At 67.0% G+C, this 18,070-nt stretch carries 15 protein-coding genes; 4 read left to right on the plus strand and 11 right to left on the minus strand.

The window, feature by feature from the left end:
• Window positions 1-25: 25 nt before the first annotated feature.
• Genes ACOEQ2_RS07600 through ACOEQ2_RS07610 form a run of 3 tightly spaced genes read right to left on the minus strand, consistent with a single transcriptional unit; the run spans window position 26 to window position 2,840 of the window.
• A complete protein-coding gene (locus tag ACOEQ2_RS07600) occupies window positions 26-1,147 on the minus strand; it encodes an alcohol dehydrogenase catalytic domain-containing protein (RefSeq protein ID WP_419730769.1) in 1,122 nt (373 codons plus the stop codon).
• Between the two features lie 32 nt (window positions 1,148-1,179).
• The gene (gene dhaL, locus ACOEQ2_RS07605; RefSeq protein ID WP_419730770.1) at window positions 1,180-1,827 is read right to left on the minus strand and encodes a dihydroxyacetone kinase subunit DhaL; all 648 of its coding nucleotides are present in this window, start codon (window positions 1,825-1,827) and stop codon (window positions 1,180-1,182) included.
• A gap of 11 nt (window positions 1,828-1,838) precedes the next feature.
• Entirely contained in the window at window positions 1,839-2,840 is a 1,002-nt protein-coding gene (locus tag ACOEQ2_RS07610; protein ID WP_419730771.1) for a dihydroxyacetone kinase subunit DhaK, read from the minus strand.
• 395 nt (window positions 2,841-3,235) lie between these two features.
• Between ACOEQ2_RS07610 and ACOEQ2_RS07615 the strand changes: the two genes are divergently transcribed.
• The 4 genes from ACOEQ2_RS07615 (at window position 3,236) to ACOEQ2_RS07630 (ending at window position 7,301) form a co-directional block, all read left to right on the plus strand.
• Complete coding sequence (locus tag ACOEQ2_RS07615) at window positions 3,236-4,231, plus strand: sugar-binding transcriptional regulator (protein WP_419730772.1); 996 nt, start codon at window positions 3,236-3,238, stop codon at window positions 4,229-4,231.
• 100 nt (window positions 4,232-4,331) lie between these two features.
• Window positions 4,332-5,666, plus strand: a complete 1,335-nt coding sequence (locus ACOEQ2_RS07620; protein WP_419730773.1) for an MFS transporter — start codon at window positions 4,332-4,334, stop codon at window positions 5,664-5,666.
• A complete protein-coding gene (locus tag ACOEQ2_RS07625) occupies window positions 5,666-6,826 on the plus strand; it encodes an alpha-hydroxy acid oxidase (protein WP_419730774.1) in 1,161 nt (386 codons plus the stop codon). Before ACOEQ2_RS07620 ends, ACOEQ2_RS07625 begins: the two co-directional genes overlap by 1 nt.
• Window positions 6,827-6,995: 169 nt before the next feature.
• The gene (locus tag ACOEQ2_RS07630; RefSeq protein WP_419730775.1) at window positions 6,996-7,301 is read left to right on the plus strand and encodes a hypothetical protein; all 306 of its coding nucleotides are present in this window, start codon (window positions 6,996-6,998) and stop codon (window positions 7,299-7,301) included.
• 21 nt (window positions 7,302-7,322) lie between these two features.
• Here ACOEQ2_RS07630 and ACOEQ2_RS07635 read toward each other — a convergent pair whose 3' ends face one another.
• The 8 genes from ACOEQ2_RS07635 to mdh all read right to left on the minus strand — a co-directional run bounded on the left by ACOEQ2_RS07635 (window position 7,323) and on the right by mdh (window position 18,061).
• On the minus strand, window positions 7,323-7,856 hold the full coding sequence (locus ACOEQ2_RS07635) for a metallophosphoesterase (protein WP_419730776.1): 534 nt from the start codon (window positions 7,854-7,856) through the stop codon (window positions 7,323-7,325).
• Window positions 7,857-7,890: 34 nt separating this feature from the next.
• Window positions 7,891-8,871 carry an aldo/keto reductase gene (locus ACOEQ2_RS07640; RefSeq protein WP_419730777.1) on the minus strand — a complete coding sequence of 327 codons (981 nt, stop codon included), beginning with the start codon at window positions 8,869-8,871 and terminating at the stop codon, window positions 7,891-7,893.
• 18 nt (window positions 8,872-8,889) lie between these two features.
• Complete coding sequence (locus tag ACOEQ2_RS07645) at window positions 8,890-9,615, minus strand: pyridoxine 5'-phosphate synthase (protein WP_419730778.1); 726 nt, start codon at window positions 9,613-9,615, stop codon at window positions 8,890-8,892.
• A complete protein-coding gene (gene pdxA / locus ACOEQ2_RS07650) occupies window positions 9,612-10,604 on the minus strand; it encodes a 4-hydroxythreonine-4-phosphate dehydrogenase PdxA (protein WP_419730779.1) in 993 nt (330 codons plus the stop codon). The genes ACOEQ2_RS07645 and pdxA overlap by 4 nt, the downstream gene beginning before the upstream one ends.
• A gap of 20 nt (window positions 10,605-10,624) precedes the next feature.
• On the minus strand, window positions 10,625-12,490 hold the full coding sequence (gene lpdA, locus ACOEQ2_RS07655) for a dihydrolipoyl dehydrogenase (RefSeq protein ID WP_419730780.1): 1,866 nt from the start codon (window positions 12,488-12,490) through the stop codon (window positions 10,625-10,627).
• A gap of 56 nt (window positions 12,491-12,546) precedes the next feature.
• Complete coding sequence (odhB, locus tag ACOEQ2_RS07660; RefSeq protein WP_419730781.1) at window positions 12,547-13,845, minus strand: 2-oxoglutarate dehydrogenase complex dihydrolipoyllysine-residue succinyltransferase; 1,299 nt, start codon at window positions 13,843-13,845, stop codon at window positions 12,547-12,549.
• Window positions 13,846-13,962: 117 nt separating this feature from the next.
• On the minus strand, window positions 13,963-16,926 hold the full coding sequence (locus ACOEQ2_RS07665; protein ID WP_419730782.1) for a 2-oxoglutarate dehydrogenase E1 component: 2,964 nt from the start codon (window positions 16,924-16,926) through the stop codon (window positions 13,963-13,965).
• A gap of 181 nt (window positions 16,927-17,107) precedes the next feature.
• A complete protein-coding gene (mdh, locus tag ACOEQ2_RS07670; protein ID WP_419730783.1) occupies window positions 17,108-18,061 on the minus strand; it encodes a malate dehydrogenase in 954 nt (317 codons plus the stop codon).
• Window positions 18,062-18,070 lie beyond the last annotated feature (9 nt).

Genomic DNA, 18,070 nt, shown 5'->3' on the forward strand with positions numbered 1-18,070 from the left:
ATCATCAGCAGTCCGTGCCAATCGCTTATTCCGGGATCAAGACGATCTTGATCGAGCCCTCGCCCTTTTTCATCAGGTCGAAGCCCTGCTTGAACTCCGACAGCGGCAGCTTGTGCGTCACCACGCCCTCGGTCGGCAAGCGGCCATCGCCGATCGCAGCGATCGTCAGCGGATAGCAATACGGCCCGAGATGCGCGCCGTACAGATCGAGCTGCTTGCGATCGCTGATGATCGACCAGTCGGCAGTGACTTCATGCCCGAACACCGAGAACTCGACAAAGCGGCCGAGCTTGCGGATCATGTTCAGGCCTTGCGTGACGCTCGCCTCGTGCCCGGTCGCCTCGATATACACGTCACAGCCATAGCCGTCGGTGAGTTCCTTCACCTTCGTGACCACGTCTTCCTTGAACGGGTTCATGACGATGTCGGCGCCGAACTTCTTGGCAAGGGCGAGCCGGTCCTCCTTGCCGTCGAGCACGATCAGCTTCGAGGGGTTCTTCAGCCGCGCCGCCCCGACCATGCCGAGCCCGAGCGGGCCCGCACCGGACAGCACCACCACGTCATCGAGCTGGATCAGCCCGCGATTCACAGCATGCACCGAGCACGCATACGGCTCGACCAGAACGGCCTTTTCCATCGGAATGCCGTCCGGCACATGATGCGTGCGGCTCTCCTTGGGGAACCGCATGTATTTCGCCATGCCGCCATTGACGTTGTTCTGGAAGCCGTAGACGTCGTGCTTCTCGCACATCCAGTACTCGCCGCGCGAGCAGTAGCGGCAATGTTCGCAGGGCACGATCTGCTCGGAGATCAGCCGGTCGCCGACCTTGTATTTCCCGGCCGCCGCGACGTTGGCACCGATCTCGACAGCGCGTCCGAGAAACTCGTGGCCCGGGATCATCGGCGCCTTGACGTAGCGAGCCTGGCCCTTGTTGTCGCCCCAGAACGACGGTGCGCCCTGGAAGGTCTTGATGTCGCTGGCGCAGATACCGCACGCCTCGACCTCGATGATGATGTCGTCGGGGCCGGCACGCGGCACGTCGACTTCCTCGAGGCGGTAATCGCCGGGTTCGTAGGCAACCACGGCCATCATCTTGGCGGGCAGGTTTACCGACGGCGTGGACGGCACGGTGCTCAGGTTATCCATGGTGACGCTCCTTGAAAGGGGGCTGCAGCGGATCAGCGCGCGAGACGCTGGGACAGCCCGTCCGCCAGCGTCCTGAGAATGAGTTCGGAGGATGCGGCGCCGGCATCGAGCACACCGCGCGAGCGCTCGCCGAGGCGGCTGGCGCGTCCGAGGCGGGCCACCATGTCGCGTGTGGATTCCAGTCCGGTCGCCGCGGCGGTCCGCAACGCCGCCAGGCAGGTGGCGAAATCGCTGCCGGATGCCGCCGCCTGCTCGAACCCCAGACGTGCCGGCGTGAGCACGTCGATCAGCGTCTTGTCACCGACCTTGGCCTCGCCGAGATCGACGATGGCGGCCTCTCCGGCCTGCAGCATGGCCTGGAAGCTGTCCCGATCCAGATCGGTGCGGCCCTTCAGCGTGTCCGCCATCTCGGTGAAGAACGAGCCATAGAGCGGACCCATCGAGCCGCCGATATCGCCGAGCAGGGTGTCGCCGATGGTGGTGAAGCCCTCGGCCAGGTCGAACGACTTGCCCTCCAGCCGGCTCAGCACCAGGCGGAACCCCTTGGCCATGTTGATGCCGTGATCACCGTCGCCGGTGGCGGCATCGATCTCGGACAGGTGGTCCTGCGCCTCCACCACGACGCGCGCGATGTCGAGGGTGATCGGACCGGCATCGAGCAGGGAGACGGTGTCGGACATGGGCGTATTCCTCAGGAGCCGGAAACGGTCAGGCCGATCGAACGCGCCGGCGCCCGCAGCAGCCGGTCGAGCTCGGCATCGAGCCTGGTCAGCGTCACCGAGACGCCCATCATCTCGAGCGAGGTGAAGTAGTTGCCGACGAAGCGGTGGCGCGGCGTGATGTTGCGGGCGCGCAGCATCTCGTCGATGTGGCCGTAGAGAAGATAGAGCTCCATCAGCGGCGTGGCGCCGAGGCCGGACACCAGTACGGCGACGTCCTCGCCCCCGAAAGCCAGGTCGGCGAGGATCTTCTCCAGCATGATGCCGGCCATCTCCTTCGCCGGCGCCACCGGCAGCACGGCGATGCCGTGCTCGCCGTGATGGCCGATGCCGACCTCCATGGTGCCGGTCTCGATGGTGAAGTTGGGCTTGCCGTTGGCCGCAATCGTGCACGCCGACAGGCCGATGCCGATCGAGCGCGTGTTGTCGATCGCCTTGCGGGCAGCCCCGATGACCTCGCCGAGATCGGCACCTTCGGCCGCACGGGCGCCGCCGGCCTTCCACATGAAGATCTCGCCGGCGACGCCACGCCGCTTGTCGGCCTCGTCCGGCGATGCGGAGGCGACATCGTCATTAGCGACCACGGTTTCGACCCGGATGTCGTCCTTGGCGGCGAGCTTCACCGCCATCTTCACGTTCATGTTGTCGCCGGCATAGTTGCCATACAGGCAGGCAACGCCCTGGCCCTGGTCGGCCTCGCGGAATGCCGCGTGGAAGCTCTTTGCCGTGGGCGATGCGAACACCTCGCCGATCGCGACGGCATCGCACAGGCCGGGCCCGACATAGCCCAAGAACGCCGGCTCATGCCCGGAGCCGCCGCCGGTCACGACGCCGACCCGCGGCTCTCCAGCCCGCTCGGCCGCGCGCAGGACGCGAGGATGATCAGTGGCGACGAGCAGGTCGGGATGCGCGGCGATGACGCCCGCAAGACTATCCTCGGTCACCTGGTTCGGATCGTTGATCACGCGGTTCATGCCGCTCGTCCCTTTTCGCTAGGCTGTCCGGATCTGCCACGGGCCGGGCCTGACCGCCCCGACCGATGCCTGAAGATGCCAGACCGATTGCACAATGGTCAATCCGCTGAACGGATTTTCACCTGCAGACCGACGGTGCTTGGCATGTCGCTGCGTCGATGCGCTTTCATGGGCGGGATCGACGCTAGATCTTCCTTCTCGATATGATCATAGTGAGAAATCGTTCAACGGTGTGACGTTTGTGCGGTGCGGCATAGGCCGTGGGAGGGGAGGTCGAGCCATGGCGATAGTGCACCGGCGTCGTTTTCCGAGCGTGCCGACTGCCTGGAGATCGTCTGCATGCCGGTCGCGGCAAAATCTTGTTCATCCCAGTCCGGCACCGACCTGATCGTCGCATGCAGATCATAGCTGCCAGGCCGCCGGAGCGTGGTGAGGTCAGGGCCGAAACCCTGATCGAGATCGCTACCCTCTATTACTATGAGGACGTGACCCAGGAGACGCTGTCGCAGCGCTTCTCGATGTCACGGGCGAAGATCAGCCGGCTGCTACGTCGTGCCCGGGAGGAGGGCCTGGTCGAGATCCGGGTGCACCAGCCCGCCTCCGTCGGCGTCGAACTCGAGCGCGAGTTCATCCGCCGCTTCGGCATCACCCGCCTGCTGGTCTCGGTCGACCACCGCGATGCGGACGCACAGCGCAGCGCCGTGGCACGGATGGTCGGTGGCCACCTGGAGAAATCGCTGGTCAACGGATCGATCGTGGCGGTCGGCATGGGTCGCAACGTCGCCGCGGTGGCCGACGCCCTGGCCATGCCGCCCCGCGCCGGCGTCACCTTCGTGTGTGCGATCGGCGGCTCGTTGCGCGCGGGCGAGAACATGAACCCCGACCATATCTGCCGCCGCCTGGCTGCGCGCTTCGGCGGCGAGAGCGAGACGCTGTATGCGCCGGCATTGGTGACCAACGCCGATCTTCGGGCCGAGCTCTACCGTAACGACACCGTCAAGCTGACGCTGGACCGGGCACGCCGGGCCGACATGGCGCTGATCGGCATCGGCGACCTGTCGGAGGACAGCAACATGGTTCGCATGGGCTGGTTCTCGCCGCAGGAGATCGCCGAGGCGCGGCTGTCCGGCACCATCGGCGACACCATGGGCTACGATTTCATCGACATCCACGGCCGGCCGGCCAACACCGGCATGCAGGGGCGGGTGATCGGGCTCTCACGCGAGGACCTCAACCGGATCCCCGATGTGATTGCGATCGCGTCGGAGAACACCAAGGCGCCGGCCATCCTGGGCGCGTTGCGCACGGGCGCGATCAACACGCTGGCGACGTCGTTCACCAACGTCCACACCATCCTGCGCCTCGACGAGGCGACGCAGCCGCCCCCGTGATCATCCCGGCTGGGCGAACGGTGGTTTCGGCGCAATGATCGCGCGTCAAAACCACGGAAGGCCGGAAAACGGCCTCCGACACTTGCCGGGAGGCACGTCCATGTCGTCGAACGCGGAAACCAGCCGGATCGCCCCGGCACGACCACGCACGCTGATGCCGCAGGCACGCTGGATCATGGTGTGGCTGTGCTTCATGGCGCTGGCGATCAACTACACCGACCGCGCCAACCTTGCGGTCGCGGCTCCCAGCATCAAGCACGCGCTCGGCGTCAACGACACCACGATGGGGTTCCTGCTGGGGTCGTTCTTCTGGACCTACGCGGTGATGCAGCTGCCGATGGGATGGCTGGTCGACCGCTTCGGCGCCAGGCTGATGTTCCCGATCGCCGTATGCTGGTGGTCGCTGTTCACCGGCCTGACCGCCCTGGCGAACTCGGCCGCAACCCTGTTCGGCTTCCGCCTGCTGCTCGGCGCGGGCGAGGCCGGCGCCTATCCCGCATCGGCCCGGGTGGTCGCGCGCTGGTTCCCGTCGCATGAGCGCAGCGTCGCCTCCTCGATCTTCGATTCCGGATCGCGCGTCGGAAACCTCGTGGCGATCCCGCTCTGCGCCTGGCTGATCGCCTCGTTCGGCTGGCGCGCCTCCTTCGTGGTGACCGGCTTGCTCGGGCTCGTCTGGGCGGTCGCCTGGCTGCTGATCTACCGCAAGCCGGAGCTGCACCCCGATGTGAGTCGCGAGGCGCTGGCCGAGATCGAGGCCGGTCACGCCGTGCAGGATGCCGGCGATCCGCCGATGCGCTGGATCGATCTGTTCCGCTACCGCACCATCTGGGGCATGATGCTCGGGTTTTTCTGCCTGAACTTCGTGATCTATTTCTTCATCACCTGGTTCCCGACCTACCTGATGACGGCGCGGCATTTCTCGCTCAAGCAGTTCGGCACGCTCGGCCTGATTCCGGGGCTGATCGCCATTCCCGGCGGCTGGCTCGGCGGCGTGACCTCGGACTGGCTGTATCGTCGCGGCTGGAGCCTGACCGCGGCGCGCAAGACCTGCCTGGTCGGCGGCATGCTGCTGTCGTCGGTGATCACCCTGGCCGCCGTGGTCCCGGCAGCCTGGATGGCGCTCGCCTTGTTCGGCATCGCCTACGCCGCATTGGCCTTCACCGCGGCAAGCATCTGGTCGCTGCCGGGCGACGTCGCGCCGACCAAGGCGCAGGTGGCGTCGATCGGCGGCATCCAGAACTTTGCGTCCAACCTCGCTGGCGTCGTCACCACCAGCTTCACCGGCGTGATGCTCACCATCACCCACGGCTCGTTCGTGATCCCGCTGGCCACTGCGGGCGGCCTCTGCCTGCTCGGCGCAGCGACCTACCTGTTCGTCGTCGGCCGGATCGAACCACTGCCGCTGCCTGCAACCGTCGCGAGCGGGCGCGCGTGATGCGGCGGCTCCGACAGGCACTCGAACTCGAGGATTTCCAGCGCCTGGTGAAGCCCTCCCTGCCGCGGGCGGTGCATGGCTATGTCGTCAACGGCGCCGATGATGGCGGCGTGATCCAGAGCAACCGGGCGGTTTTCGACCGCTGGCGCATGGTGACGCGGGTGCTGCGCGACGTCAGCGCCCGCAGCCAGGCGACCACCCTGTTCGGACACACCTATGCAACGCCGTTCGGCATCGCGCCGATGGGATCGTCCGCATTGATCGCCTTCGACGGCGACAACCGGATGGCGCGCGCCGCGGCGGCCGCCAACGTCCCGTTCCTGCTGAGCGCCAACTCCCTGACGCCGATGGAGGAGGTGGTGAAGGCCAACCCGGAGACGTGGTTCGCCGCCTACCAGTCGCCCGACCACGCGAAGATCGAGCGGATGGTGGCGCGCGTTGCCGATGCCGGCATCAAGGTGTTCGTGCTCACGGTCGACGTGCCTGTCGGGTCGAACCGGCCGGCCGACGTCCGCACCGGCTACAGCATGCCGCTGCGTCCCACACCGCGGCTCAGTCTGGACGCGATGCTGCATCCGCGTTGGCTCGGCGGCACCTTCCTGCGCACGCTGGCCAGGCGCGGCATGCCGGCGATCAGCAACGTCGAGGTGGGCGAACCGATCGGGTTGTTTTCGCGCCAGATCGGTCGTGTCACCGGATACAGCTCCTTCACCTGGACCGAGGTGGAGTTGATCCGGCGGCTGTGGAAAGGCCCGTTCGTGCTGAAAGGCTTGCTGGCCGCCGAGGACGCCCGGATTGCGCGCGATAGCGGCATCGACGGGATCGTCGTCTCCAACCATGGCGGCAGGCAGCTCGGGAGTGCGGTGTCGCCGATGGACGTGCTGCGTGAGATCAAGGCAGAGAGCGGCGCGATGTCGGTGATCGTCGATAGCGGCTTCCGGCGTGGCACCGACGTGTTGAAGGCGATCGCACTCGGCGCGGATTTTGTCCTGGTCGGCAGGCCCTTCCTCTACGCGACCGCACTGGCGGGAGAGGCCGGCCTGCATCGGGCGTTGTCGTTGCTGGCCCGGGAGGTCGATATCGGCATGGCGCTGCTGGGCGTCCGCGACCTGGACGAGCTGGGGCCGGAATATCTGCGCGACGTGACACGTGGCGGCTAAAGAGTCTGCGATCGACCACGCCATCCTATTACGTTATCGCATCGATCTAGGGTCGGGTATCGTTTTTCCGCAGTGAAGAGCCGTCTGCTGCGGCCGCCGCCGCTGCTCCGACGAAGCACCACCCTGACCCGCATTGCCACATTCCCTTTTTATTCAGGAGCTCCGAACGATGACCTCGTTCCTGTCGACCCTGCTTGCGCGACTTGATGAACCCTCCACCTATGCAGGGCTGTCTGCCTTGGCCCTGACCGTGGCGGGCGCGCTCGCGCTCACCGGCCCTGCCCGCTACACCGCCCTGGCCACCGCACTGATCGGCGGCGCGATCGCGATCGCCAAGAGCGAGTCCAAGCCTGCAATCGCCGAAGCTCTCGATCGGGTATTGCCGCTCCTGCCCCTGGTCGTCCCGGTCCTGGAACCGCGGATCGAGGCGGCGCTCAAGCCGGTGCATATCCAGGTCGTGGCTACAGCCGGCTGAAGACCCCGCAACCAGGCGGCATCACGAACCTGTACGGCGGGCGGCACCCGCGCGTGCAGGTGAGCGACGCTGCAAGTCGGCGAGTTGCACCGGTCGGAAGCCGCGACAATCGACGCCGACATCGAACTGCCGGGGCATCGGCGGCGCCAGTCGACCGTGCGAATGGCCGTGCAGGTTCAGCCAGCCGCGCTGCATGTTGCGCCAGCTCCGGAAGGCGTAGTGGCACAGCACGAGGCCGGTATTTTCAATGACCAGCTCGGCATAGTCCTGCACCGTGCTCCAGCCGGGCAACGCTCGCGTGCCGGCGCTGTCGTTGTTGCCGGTCACCAGATGCTTGATCCCCGACAGGCCCTCGAGCAGCAACGCCGTCCGGTCGGGTGTCGGTCCGACGGCGAAATCCCCCAGATGCCATACTTCGTCCAGGAGGCCGACCGTCTCGTTCCAGGCGCGCAGCATCGCCACGTCCATCTCGGCGGTGCTGGCAAATGGACGTCGATACAGGCCGCGCGCCCCGCCATGTCCGAAATGCGTGTCGGCGGTAAAGAACACCGTCATTGGCGGCCGCTTCCGGTCACGGCCGCCTTCGCGCTCAGAAGCCCGCGACGGCGTGCGGCACGTAGTCGGCCTCGAGGCGGCCGATCTGCTCTGTGGTGAGGGTTAGCGTCAGTGCGGCCAGCGCATCCTTCAGGTGGTGCGGCTTGGAGGCTCCGATGATCGGCGCGGTGATCCCGGGCTTGGCCAGCAGCCACGCCAGAGCCACCGCCGCCCGCGATGCACCGTGTGCCTCGGCAACCTCGCCCACCGCATCGACCACACGGGCGTCGGCATCCACCGTCGCGTCGTAGAGGGTGCGCGAAAACTTGTCGGTGCGATCGCGATCGGTGCCGCCTTCGCCGTTCGGCCGGGCAAGCTTGCCGCGTGCCAGCGGGCTCCACGGGATCACCCCGATCCCCTCCTCGATGCACAGGCCCAGCATCTCGCGCTCCTCCTCGCGGTAGAGCAGGTTCATGTGGTTCTGCATGCTGACGAACCGGCTCCAGCCATGCTGATCGGCCACGTAGAGCGCCTTGCAGAACTCCCACGCATACATCGACGACGCGCCGATGTAGCGGGCCTTGCCGGCCTTCACGACGTCATGCAGCGCTTCCAGTGTCTCCTCGATCGGCGTCTCGTGGTCGAAGCGGTGGATCTGGTAGAGGTCGACATAGTCCGTGCCCAGACGTCTGAGGCTGTTATCGATCTCGGCCAGGATCGCCTTACGCGACAGGCCGCGACCGTTCGGGCCCTCGCCCATCACGCCATGCACCTTGGTCGCCAGCACGATCTCGTCGCGCTTGGCAAAATCCTTCAATGCCCGTCCGACGATCTCCTCGCTCGAACCCGCAGAATACACGTTGGCGGTGTCGAAGAAGTTAATGCCGGCCTCGAGCGCCTCGCGGATGAACGGGCGGCTCTGCTCCTCGCCCAGCGTCCACTCGTGCGGACCACGGTTCGGCTCGCCGTAGGTCATGCAGCCAAGGCAGAGGCGCGAGACCTTCAGGCCCGTCCGGCCCAGTCGAACATAATCCATCGTTGGATCTCCCGGTTTTCAGCGGGCGCCGTCGATCAACGCCTTCATCCGCCCGATAACGTCGGGCAGCCCTTCCAGGATTGCCTGGCCGATCAGGAAGTGGCCGATATTGAGCTCGGCAATCCCGGGAATTGCCGCAACCGGGCCGACATTCGCATAGGTCAACCCATGTCCCGCATGGACCTCGATGCCATGCGAGACCGCCAGGGCAGCCCCGGCCTGCAACCGCTCGAGTTCGCCCTCCCGGCCCTCGGCATAGGCACCGGTATGCAACTCGACCACCGGCGCACGAAGCTGCACCGCCGCCTCGATCTGCTGCGGATCGGGATCGATGAACAGCGACACGCGGATGCCGGCCGCCCGGAGCCTGGCCACCTTCGGCGCCAGCGACCGCATCTGGCCGGCCGCGTCCAGGCCGCCCTCGGTGGTCACCTCGGCGCGTCGCTCGGGCACGATGCAGCAGGCATGCGGCGCGTGACGCAGCGCGATCTCGACCATCTCGTCGGTGGCGGCCATCTCCAGGTTGATCGGCGCCGACACAGCCGCACGGATACGCGCGACATCGTCGTCGCGGATGTGTCGTCGGTCCTCGCGCAGGTGCAACGTGATGCCATCCGCGCCGGACCTGACTGCGAGCAACGCGGCAGCAAGCGGATCCGGATGCGCGCCCCCGCGGGCGTTCCGCACCGTCGCCACGTGATCGATGTTCACGCCAAGCCTGACCGGTGGATGGGCAGCGCTCATGCGGCACTCCTGTTGCGGGCGATCAGCCCTGCCATGCGCAACGCTGCGATCAGGCTGGCCGGGTCCGCCACGCCCTCGCCGGCGATGTCGAACGCGGTGCCATGGTCCGGCGAGGTCCGCACCAGATCGAGCCCGAGGGTGACATTCACGCCCTGCGCCATGTCGAGCGTCTTGAGCGGGATCAACGCCTGGTCGTGATACATGCAGATCGCCGCATCGTAGCGCGCCCGCGCCGGTGCGGTGAACATGGTGTCCGGCGGCATCGGCCCGCTGACATCCAGACCCTCCGCCCGCAGCCGCTCGATCGCCGGCCGGATGATGGTGATTTCCTCGGTGCCCATGTGGCCGTCCTCGCCGGCATGCGGGTTGAGCCCGGCCACCGCCAGGCGGGGGTTCGAGACACCGAAATCCCGGCGCAGGCTGGCGGCCGTGGTGCGCGCGACCCGGACGATCTCGCCTGAGGTGAGGCTGTCCAGCGCCTGGCGCAGCGACACGTGGATCGTCACCGGCACCACACGCAGGCTAGGCCCCGCCAGCATCATCACCTCGGAGCCGGATGCTCCGGTCAGCTCGGCCAGATATTCCGTATGGCCGGGATGCGGAAAACCCGCCTGCTTGAGTACCGACTTGGCAATCGGGTTGGTCACCACACCATCGACCCGACCATCCATCGCCAGCCGCACCGCCTCCGCGATGCTGCCGGTGATCGCGGCTGCGTTCGCCGGATCAGGCCGACCGGGAACCGGAGTGCTGGCGAGCGCTGCATCACCGGACAGTGCCATCACCGGCAGCGCCTGCCCGAACACCTCGCGCGCCTCTTCCGGCGAGCTGACCGCGCGCATCTCGGCCACACCCTTGGCAAGCCCCGCGACCCAGTCGGGATCGGCCAGCAGCACGAAGGCGGGACCGGTCCGCCGCAGGGCATGCCAGGCCCAGAACGTCAGCTCGATGCCGATCCCGGCCGGATCCCCCATGGTCAAGGCAAGCATGGGCGCGGATACCAGTGCGGTCAGACGTGCAGCGCGCGCCCGCCTGTCGCCAGCGCCGCTTCCTTCACGGCCTCGTTGAGGGTCGGATGGGCATGACAGATCCGTGCCACGTCCTCGGCACTGGCACCGAACTCCATCGCCGTCGCCAGCTCGGCGATCAGCGTGCCGGCATCCGGTCCGAGGATGTGCGCGCCGAGCAGGCGGTCGGTCTTGCGGTCGGCCAGGATCTTCACGAACCCGTCGGTCGAATTCATCGCCCGCGCACGGCCATTGGCGCTGAACGGGAACTTGCCGACCACGTAATCGACGCCTTCCGCCTTCAGCTCCTCCTCGATCTTGCCGATGCCGGCAACCTCCGGCCACGTGTAAACCACCGCCGGGATCACCCCGTAATTCACGTGACCCGCCTGCCCGGCCAGGATCTCGGCCAGCGCCACGCCCTCGTCCTCGGCCTTGTGCGCGAGCATCGGTCCGGCGATCACGTCACCGATCGCGTAGATGCCCTCGATATTGGTCGCGTAATGCGCATCGACCTCGACCCGGCCCTTGTTGTCGAGCGCCACGCCGACATCCGCGAGGCCAAGCCCGTCGGTCACCGCGCGACGGCCGATCGCCACCAGCACGATATCGGCCTCGATCGTTTCCGCAGCGCCGCCCTTGGCCTTTTCCACCGTCACGACGGTACCGGTCTCGCTCGCCTCGACCTTGGTGACCTTGTGCCCGAGCTTGAACTTCAGCCCCTGCTTGGTCAGCACCCGCTCGAACGCCTTGGCGACCTCGCCATCGATGCCCGGCACCAGCCGATCGAGATACTCGATCACCGTCACCTGGGCGCCGAGACGCTTCCAGACGCTGCCGAGCTCGAGCCCGATCACGCCGCCGCCGATCACCACCAGGTGCTTCGGCACGCTCTCCAGCTCAAGCGCCCCGGTCGAGCTGACGATCCGCTTCTCGTCGATCTCGATCCCGGGCAGCGAGACACTGTCGCTACCGGTCGCGATGACGATGTGTTTCGCCCGGAAGCTTTTCGCACCACCCTCGCCGGTGACCTCGATCGTATGCGGCGCGTTGATGCGGCCGGCACCCTTGAGCCAGGTGACGCCGTTCTTCTTGAACAGGAACTCGACGCCCTTGACGTTGGCGCCGACCACCTCGGCCTTGCGGGCGTGCATCCGCGCCAGATCAAGCTTCACCTCGCCGACGATGATGCCGTGCGCCGCGAAGCCTTCCGTCGCCTCATGGAAGTTCTCCGAGCTCTGCAACAGCGCCTTGGACGGGATGCAGCCGATATTGAGGCACGTGCCGCCGAGGGTCGCGCGCTTCTCGACGCAGGCAACCTTCATGCCGAGCTGAGCCGCACGCAACGCGCAGACGTAGCCGCCCGGACCGGAACCCACCACGATCACGTCGTAATCCGTCTCGCCCACCTCGGCAGGAGCCGCCGCAGGCGCACCGGTCGGCGCCGGCGGTGCAGGCTTTGCCGCCTGGCCGGACGATGCGGGCACCTCACTCTGCACCGACGCAGACGGCGCCGCGGTCTCGGGCTGCGGCAGATAGCTACCGGCAGAAGCGGGGGCTGCCCCCGCATCGGAGGCACTTGCGGAGGCAGAAACATCAGCCGGCGGCTCGGAGCCGGCAACGGCGCCGCTCTCGCCACCGACCGTGGTCAGCACCGTCCCGACCTCGACCTCGTCACCCTCGGCCACCGCGTGAGCGCCCAGCACGCCGGCCTCCGGCGCCGACACCTCGACGCTCACCTTGTCGGTCTCGAGTTCGGCCACCGCCTCGTCGGCCGCGACCTGCTCGCCAGGCTGCTTCAGCCACTTCGAGACGATCGCGGTGGTGACGCTCTCACCAAGCGTGGGAACCTTGATCTCAACCGGCATGGGTCACGTCTTTCGAGTGGCTAGGAAAAACAGCTGCGGCTCAGGACGCCGGCGGGTCAGAGTTCCAGCAGCAGCCGGCGCGGATCCTCCACGCCTTCCTTCATGCGCACCAGGAAGCTTACCGCCTCCTTGCCGTCGATCACGCGGTGATCGTACGAGAGCGCCACGTACATCATCGGCCGGATCACCACCTGGCCGGCGACGGCGATCGGCCGCTCCTGGATCTTGTGCATCCCCAGGATCGCCGATTGCGGCGGGTTCAGGATCGGCGTCGACATCAGCGAGCCGTAGATGCCGCCGTTGGTGATCGAGAAGGTGCCACCGGTCAGCTCGTCGAGCTTCAGCGCACCGTCGCGCGCCCGCTTGCCGAAGCCTGCGATCGACCGCTCGATCTCGGCGAACCCCATGCGATCGGCGTCGCGCAGCACCGGCACCACAAGTCCGTTCGGGCCACCGACCGCAATGCCCATATGCACGAAGTTGCGATAGACGATGTCGTCGCCGTCGATCTCGGCATTGACCGCCGGAAATTCCTTCAGCGCCGCCACGCACGCGCGCACGAAGATCGACATGAAGCCGAGCCGGGCGCCGTCGTGCTTCTTCTCGAAGGCTTCCTTGTACTGGGCGCGCATCGCCATCGCCGCGGACATGTCGACCTCGTTGAAGGTCGTCAGGATCGCCGCGGTGTTCTGCGCATCCTTCAGCCGGTTGGCGATGGTCTTGCGCAGCCGGGTCATCTTCACCCGCTCCTCGCGCGGGTCGTCGGTCCGCGCCGGACCTTTCGCCGCGGGCGCTTTCGCAGCCGGCTGGGTCGGACGATCGAGGAACGCCAGCACGTCGCCCTTGGTGATGCGGCCGTCCTTGCCGGTGCCGTCACCGACCGCAGACGCGTCGACCTTCTTCTCGGTCATCATCTTCTGGGCGGCAGGCAGCGGTGCATGGCCCTCCCGCTGGACGTCGGCCGGCGGCGTTGCCGGACGTGCGACCGGACCACTGGTCGGACGCGGCGGCTGGATCCCACCGGTCGGCGCGCCGGCGGGTGCGGATGCGGGTGCCGGTGCTGGCGCCGCAGCAACCGGAGCCGCGGCCGGTTTTGCCTGGGCGGGCGACGCCGCACCACCGGCTTCCACCACCGAGAGCAGCGCGCCGACTTCGACCTCTGCGCCTTCCTCGACCTCATGCGGCCCGAGCACGCCAGCTTCCGGCGCCGATACCTCGACGCTGACCTTGTCGGTCTCGAGCTCGACGACCGGCTCGTCCACGGACACCGTCTCGCCCGGCTGCTTCAGCCAGCGCGCGATGATTGCACTGGTGACGCTTTCTCCAAGCGTCGGAACCTTGATCTCGGCAGACATCGGCTTCCTTCAGTCTATCTATCGGCGTCTATCGTGGTAGCCGGACGCGCGCAGCCAGCCCATTTGTACCCCTGGCACCCGGAAGTGGCCAGACGCCGGAGTGTCGAGCCTGCGCGACTAGGCCGCCCTCTCGTCGACGTCCGCCTGCACACCCAGAGCTTCGCGCACCAGTGCGGCCTGCTGCGTCGCATGGGTGCGCGCAAGCCCGGTCGCGGGACTGGCGGCGGCGATCCGGCCGGCATAGCTCGGCCGGCTCGACTTCAGGCCCAGGCGCTTCAGCACCGCCTCGATGCGACGATCGACGAAGGTCCAGGCACCGGCATTCTCCGGTTCTTCCTGACACCAGATGATCTCGGCATTGCCGTATGCGGCCAGCACTCGCCCGAGCTCTTCGTCGGGGAACGGATAGATCTGCTCGAGCCGGACGATCGCCACGTCCTGCAGGTTGCGCTCGCGACGCTCGGCCAGCAGATCGTAATAGACCTTGCCCGAGCACAGCACGACACGCTTCACCTTGGCGGCGGCGCCGATCGCGTCGGTCTCCTCGATCACCGGCTTGAACCAGGTTCCCGCCGCCATCTCGGAGAGCGGGCTCACCGCCAGCTTGTGACGCAGCAGCGATTTCGGCGTCATCACCACCAGCGGCTTGCGGTAGGTCCGCTTCATCTGCCGGCGCAGCGCATGGAAATAATTGGCCGGCGTGGTGATGTTGCAGACCTGCATGTTGTTCTCGGCGCAGAGCTGCAGGTAGCGCTCCAGGCGCGCCGACGAGTGCTCCGGACCCTGGCCCTCGTAGCCATGCGGCAGCAGCATCACCAGCCCCGACATGCGCAGCCACTTGGTCTCGCCGGACGCGATGAACTGGTCGATGATGACCTGCGCGCCGTTGGCGAAGTCGCCGAACTGCGCCTCCCACAGCACCAGCGTCCTGGGGTCGGCCAGGCTGTAGCCATACTCGAAGCCGAGCACGCCGAACTCCGACAGCAGCGAGTTGTAGATCTCGATGCCGGCCTGGCCGCCCGCATCCGCGCCTCGGATGTTGTTCAGCGGCACGTACTCGTTCTGGTTGGTCTGGTCGATCAGCACCGCGTGGCGCTGGCTGAAGGTGCCGCGCTGGCAATCCTCGCCCGACAGCCGCACCCGGTGGCCCTCCAGCAGCAGCCCGCCGAACCCCAGCGCCTCGCCGGTGGCCCAATCGATACCCTCGCCGCTCTCGAACATCGCCAGCTTGGCCTCGAGCTGCCGGACGATCTTGCCATGCGCGTTGAAGTCCGCCGGCACCGTGCCAAGCGCCTGCCCGATCTGCCTCAGCGTCTCCACCGGCAGCCCGGTCGCCTGGTCCGAAGAGCCCGCCTTGTCCGCCGACTGCTTCATCCCGGCCCACTGGCCCTCGAGCCAGTCCGCCTTGTTCGGGCGGTAGGACTGCGACGCCCTGTAGTCGCCCTCGAGCTGAGCCTGGAATGCATCCCAGCCCGCCTGCGCCTCGTCGGCGGTCATCGCACCCTCACGCACCAGGCGTTCGGCATAGAGGGAGCGCGTGGTCGCCCGACCGCGGATCGCCTTGTACATGGTCGGCTGGGTGAAGGCCGGCTCGTCGCTCTCGTTGTGGCCGTGGCGGCGGTAGCAGACGATGTCGAGCACGATGTCGGCGGCAAACTTCTGCCGGAACTCGGCGCAGAGCCGGGCGCAGAACACCACGGCTTCCGGCTCGTCGCCGTTCACGTGCAGGATCGCCGACTGCACCGCTTTGGCGATGTCGGTGCAATACAGCCCGGAATAGGCATGCGCCGAGACCGTGGTGAAGCCGATCTGGTTGTTGACGACCAGGTGGATGGTGCCGCCGGTGCGATAGCCGATCAGCTGGCTCATCGCCATCGTCTCGTACACCAGGCCCTGCCCGGCAAAGGCGGCGTCCCCGTGCATCAGGATGCCGAGCCCGGAGTGACGGCCCTTGGTGTCGCCGATCATGTCCTGGCCGGCGCGGATCTTGCCGACCACGACCGGATCGACCGCCTCCAGGTGCGATGGGTTTGGCTGCAGCGAGATATGGACCTTATGGCCCTCGATCTCGAGATCGGTCGAAGTGCCCAGATGGTACTTCACGTCGCCCGAGCCCTGCACGTCGTCCGGCTTGAAGCTGGCGCCGGCGAACTCGCTGAACACCGCCGTGTACGGCTTGCGTACGATGTTCACGAGCGTGTTGAGGCGGCCACGATGCGGCATCCCGATCGCCACGGTACGCACGCCGTCGTGCGCCGCCTGCTGGATGATGGTGTGCAGCGCCGGGATCGCGACTTCGCCGCCCTCGAGCCCGAAGCGCTTGGTGCCGACATAGCGCTTCTGGCAGAACGCCTCGAAGCCCTCAGCCTCGTCCAATTGACGCAGGATGGTCTTCTTCTGGTCGGTGCTGAAGCTCTCGCGCCAGTTGCGGCCCTCGATCTGCGCCTGGATCCATTCCCGCTGGGCCGGATCCTGCACGTGCATGAACTCGGCGCCGATCGGGCCGCAATACGCCGCACGGATGGCGCTCAGGATCTCGCGGATGCTGGCGATCTCGGTGCCGAGCAGCAGCGACTTGGTTTTCCCGAGATAGATCGGCCGGTCATAATCCTCCGGGCCGAAGCCGTATGTCGCCGGATCGAGATCGGCATGCGATTTCGGGATCTGCAGGCCCAGCGGATCGAGCCGCGCTTCGAGATGGCCGCGGACCCGGTAGGCCCGGATCAGTTGCATGGCGCGCAGGCTGTCATCGGCGCTGGCGCGAAGCTGGTCGGCGTCGGGTGCGGACGCGGTGACCGGCGCGACCTTGGCGGGAGCCGGCGCCTTGGCGTCCTTTGCCACGGTGGGTTTGGCGGCGACGGGTGTAGGCTCCGGCCGCTCGACCTCGAAATGGCGAGGCGCCCATGTGGCTCCGGAGGCGTCCTGGAGAACCGCGACCGCCTCCTCGTCGAGGGCGGCGAACAGGGTGACGAAGCTCTGATCGACGCTGCCCGGATCGGACACCCAGCGTGCGTAAAGATCAGCCAGATATGCCGCATTGCCGCCACTGAAGGCCGTCGCCAGAACGTCCACGCCCGCCATGGAGCTACTCCCTAGTCTGCCCGGTGCATCGCGAAACCCGGACCTGTCGTTTGCAAGCCTGGAGATAACGTGCCGGAAGCTACCGACACGTTAACAATCACTGTCCCCAGGGATGCTCTAGACGCATGGTTTGTGCCAACTCGATGGCGAAACCATGGAGAACCTTCAGGTTTCCGGCGTTTCAGGCTCCGATCGCGCGGAAATCAGCGAGCAGCTTCTTTACCGCGTCGCAGGACTTCTCGAACGCCGCCTTCTCCTCGGGTGTGAACTCGACCTCGAGCACCCGCTCGGCGCCACCGGCCCCGATCACCACCGGCACGCCGACATAGAAGTCGGTCTGGCCGTATTCGCCGTTGAGCTTCACCGCGCACGGCAGGACGCGCTTCTTGTCCTTGAGGAAGCTCTCGGCCATCGCCACCGCGGACGCGGCCGGGGCATAGAACGCCGACCCCTTCTCCAGCAGCTTGACGATCTCGCCGCCGCCATTGGCCGTGCGGGTCACGATCGCGTCGATGCGCTCCTGCGTGGTCCAGCCCATCTTGATCAGGTCGGTCACCGGCACGCCCGCCACCGTCGAGTAGCGGGTCAGCGGCACCATGGTGTCGCCATGGCCGCCCAGCACGAACGCGGTCACATCCTCGACCGAGACGTTGAATTCCTGCGCCAGGAACAGCCGGAAGCGGGCGCTGTCGAGCACGCCGGCCATGCCGACCACCATGTTCGCCGGCAGCCCGGACTTCTCCTGCATCACCGCGACCATCACATCGAGCGGGTTGGTGATGACGATCACGAAGGCGCCCGGGGCATGGGCGCGGATGCCGTCGGCGACCTGGCCGATGACCTCGGCGTTCTTCGACAGCAGGTCGTCGCGCGACATGCCCGGCAGGCGCGGGAAGCCGGCGGTGACGATCACCACGTCGGAGCCGGCGATCGCGGCGTAATCCGACCCGCCGCTGAAGGCGCAGTCGAAATCGTCGACGGGTGAGGACTGCGCCAGGTCGAGCGCCTTGCCGGCGGCGACACCACCGAACACGTCGAACATCACGACGTCGCCCAGCTCCTTCAGGCCGATCAGATGGGCGAGCGTGCCGCCGATATTGCCTGCGCCGATGAGGGCGATCTTCTTGCGAGCCATGCGTGTCCC

The organism is Lichenicola sp., from assembly GCF_965198575.1.
Lineage (GTDB): Bacteria > Pseudomonadota > Alphaproteobacteria > Acetobacterales > Acetobacteraceae > Lichenicola.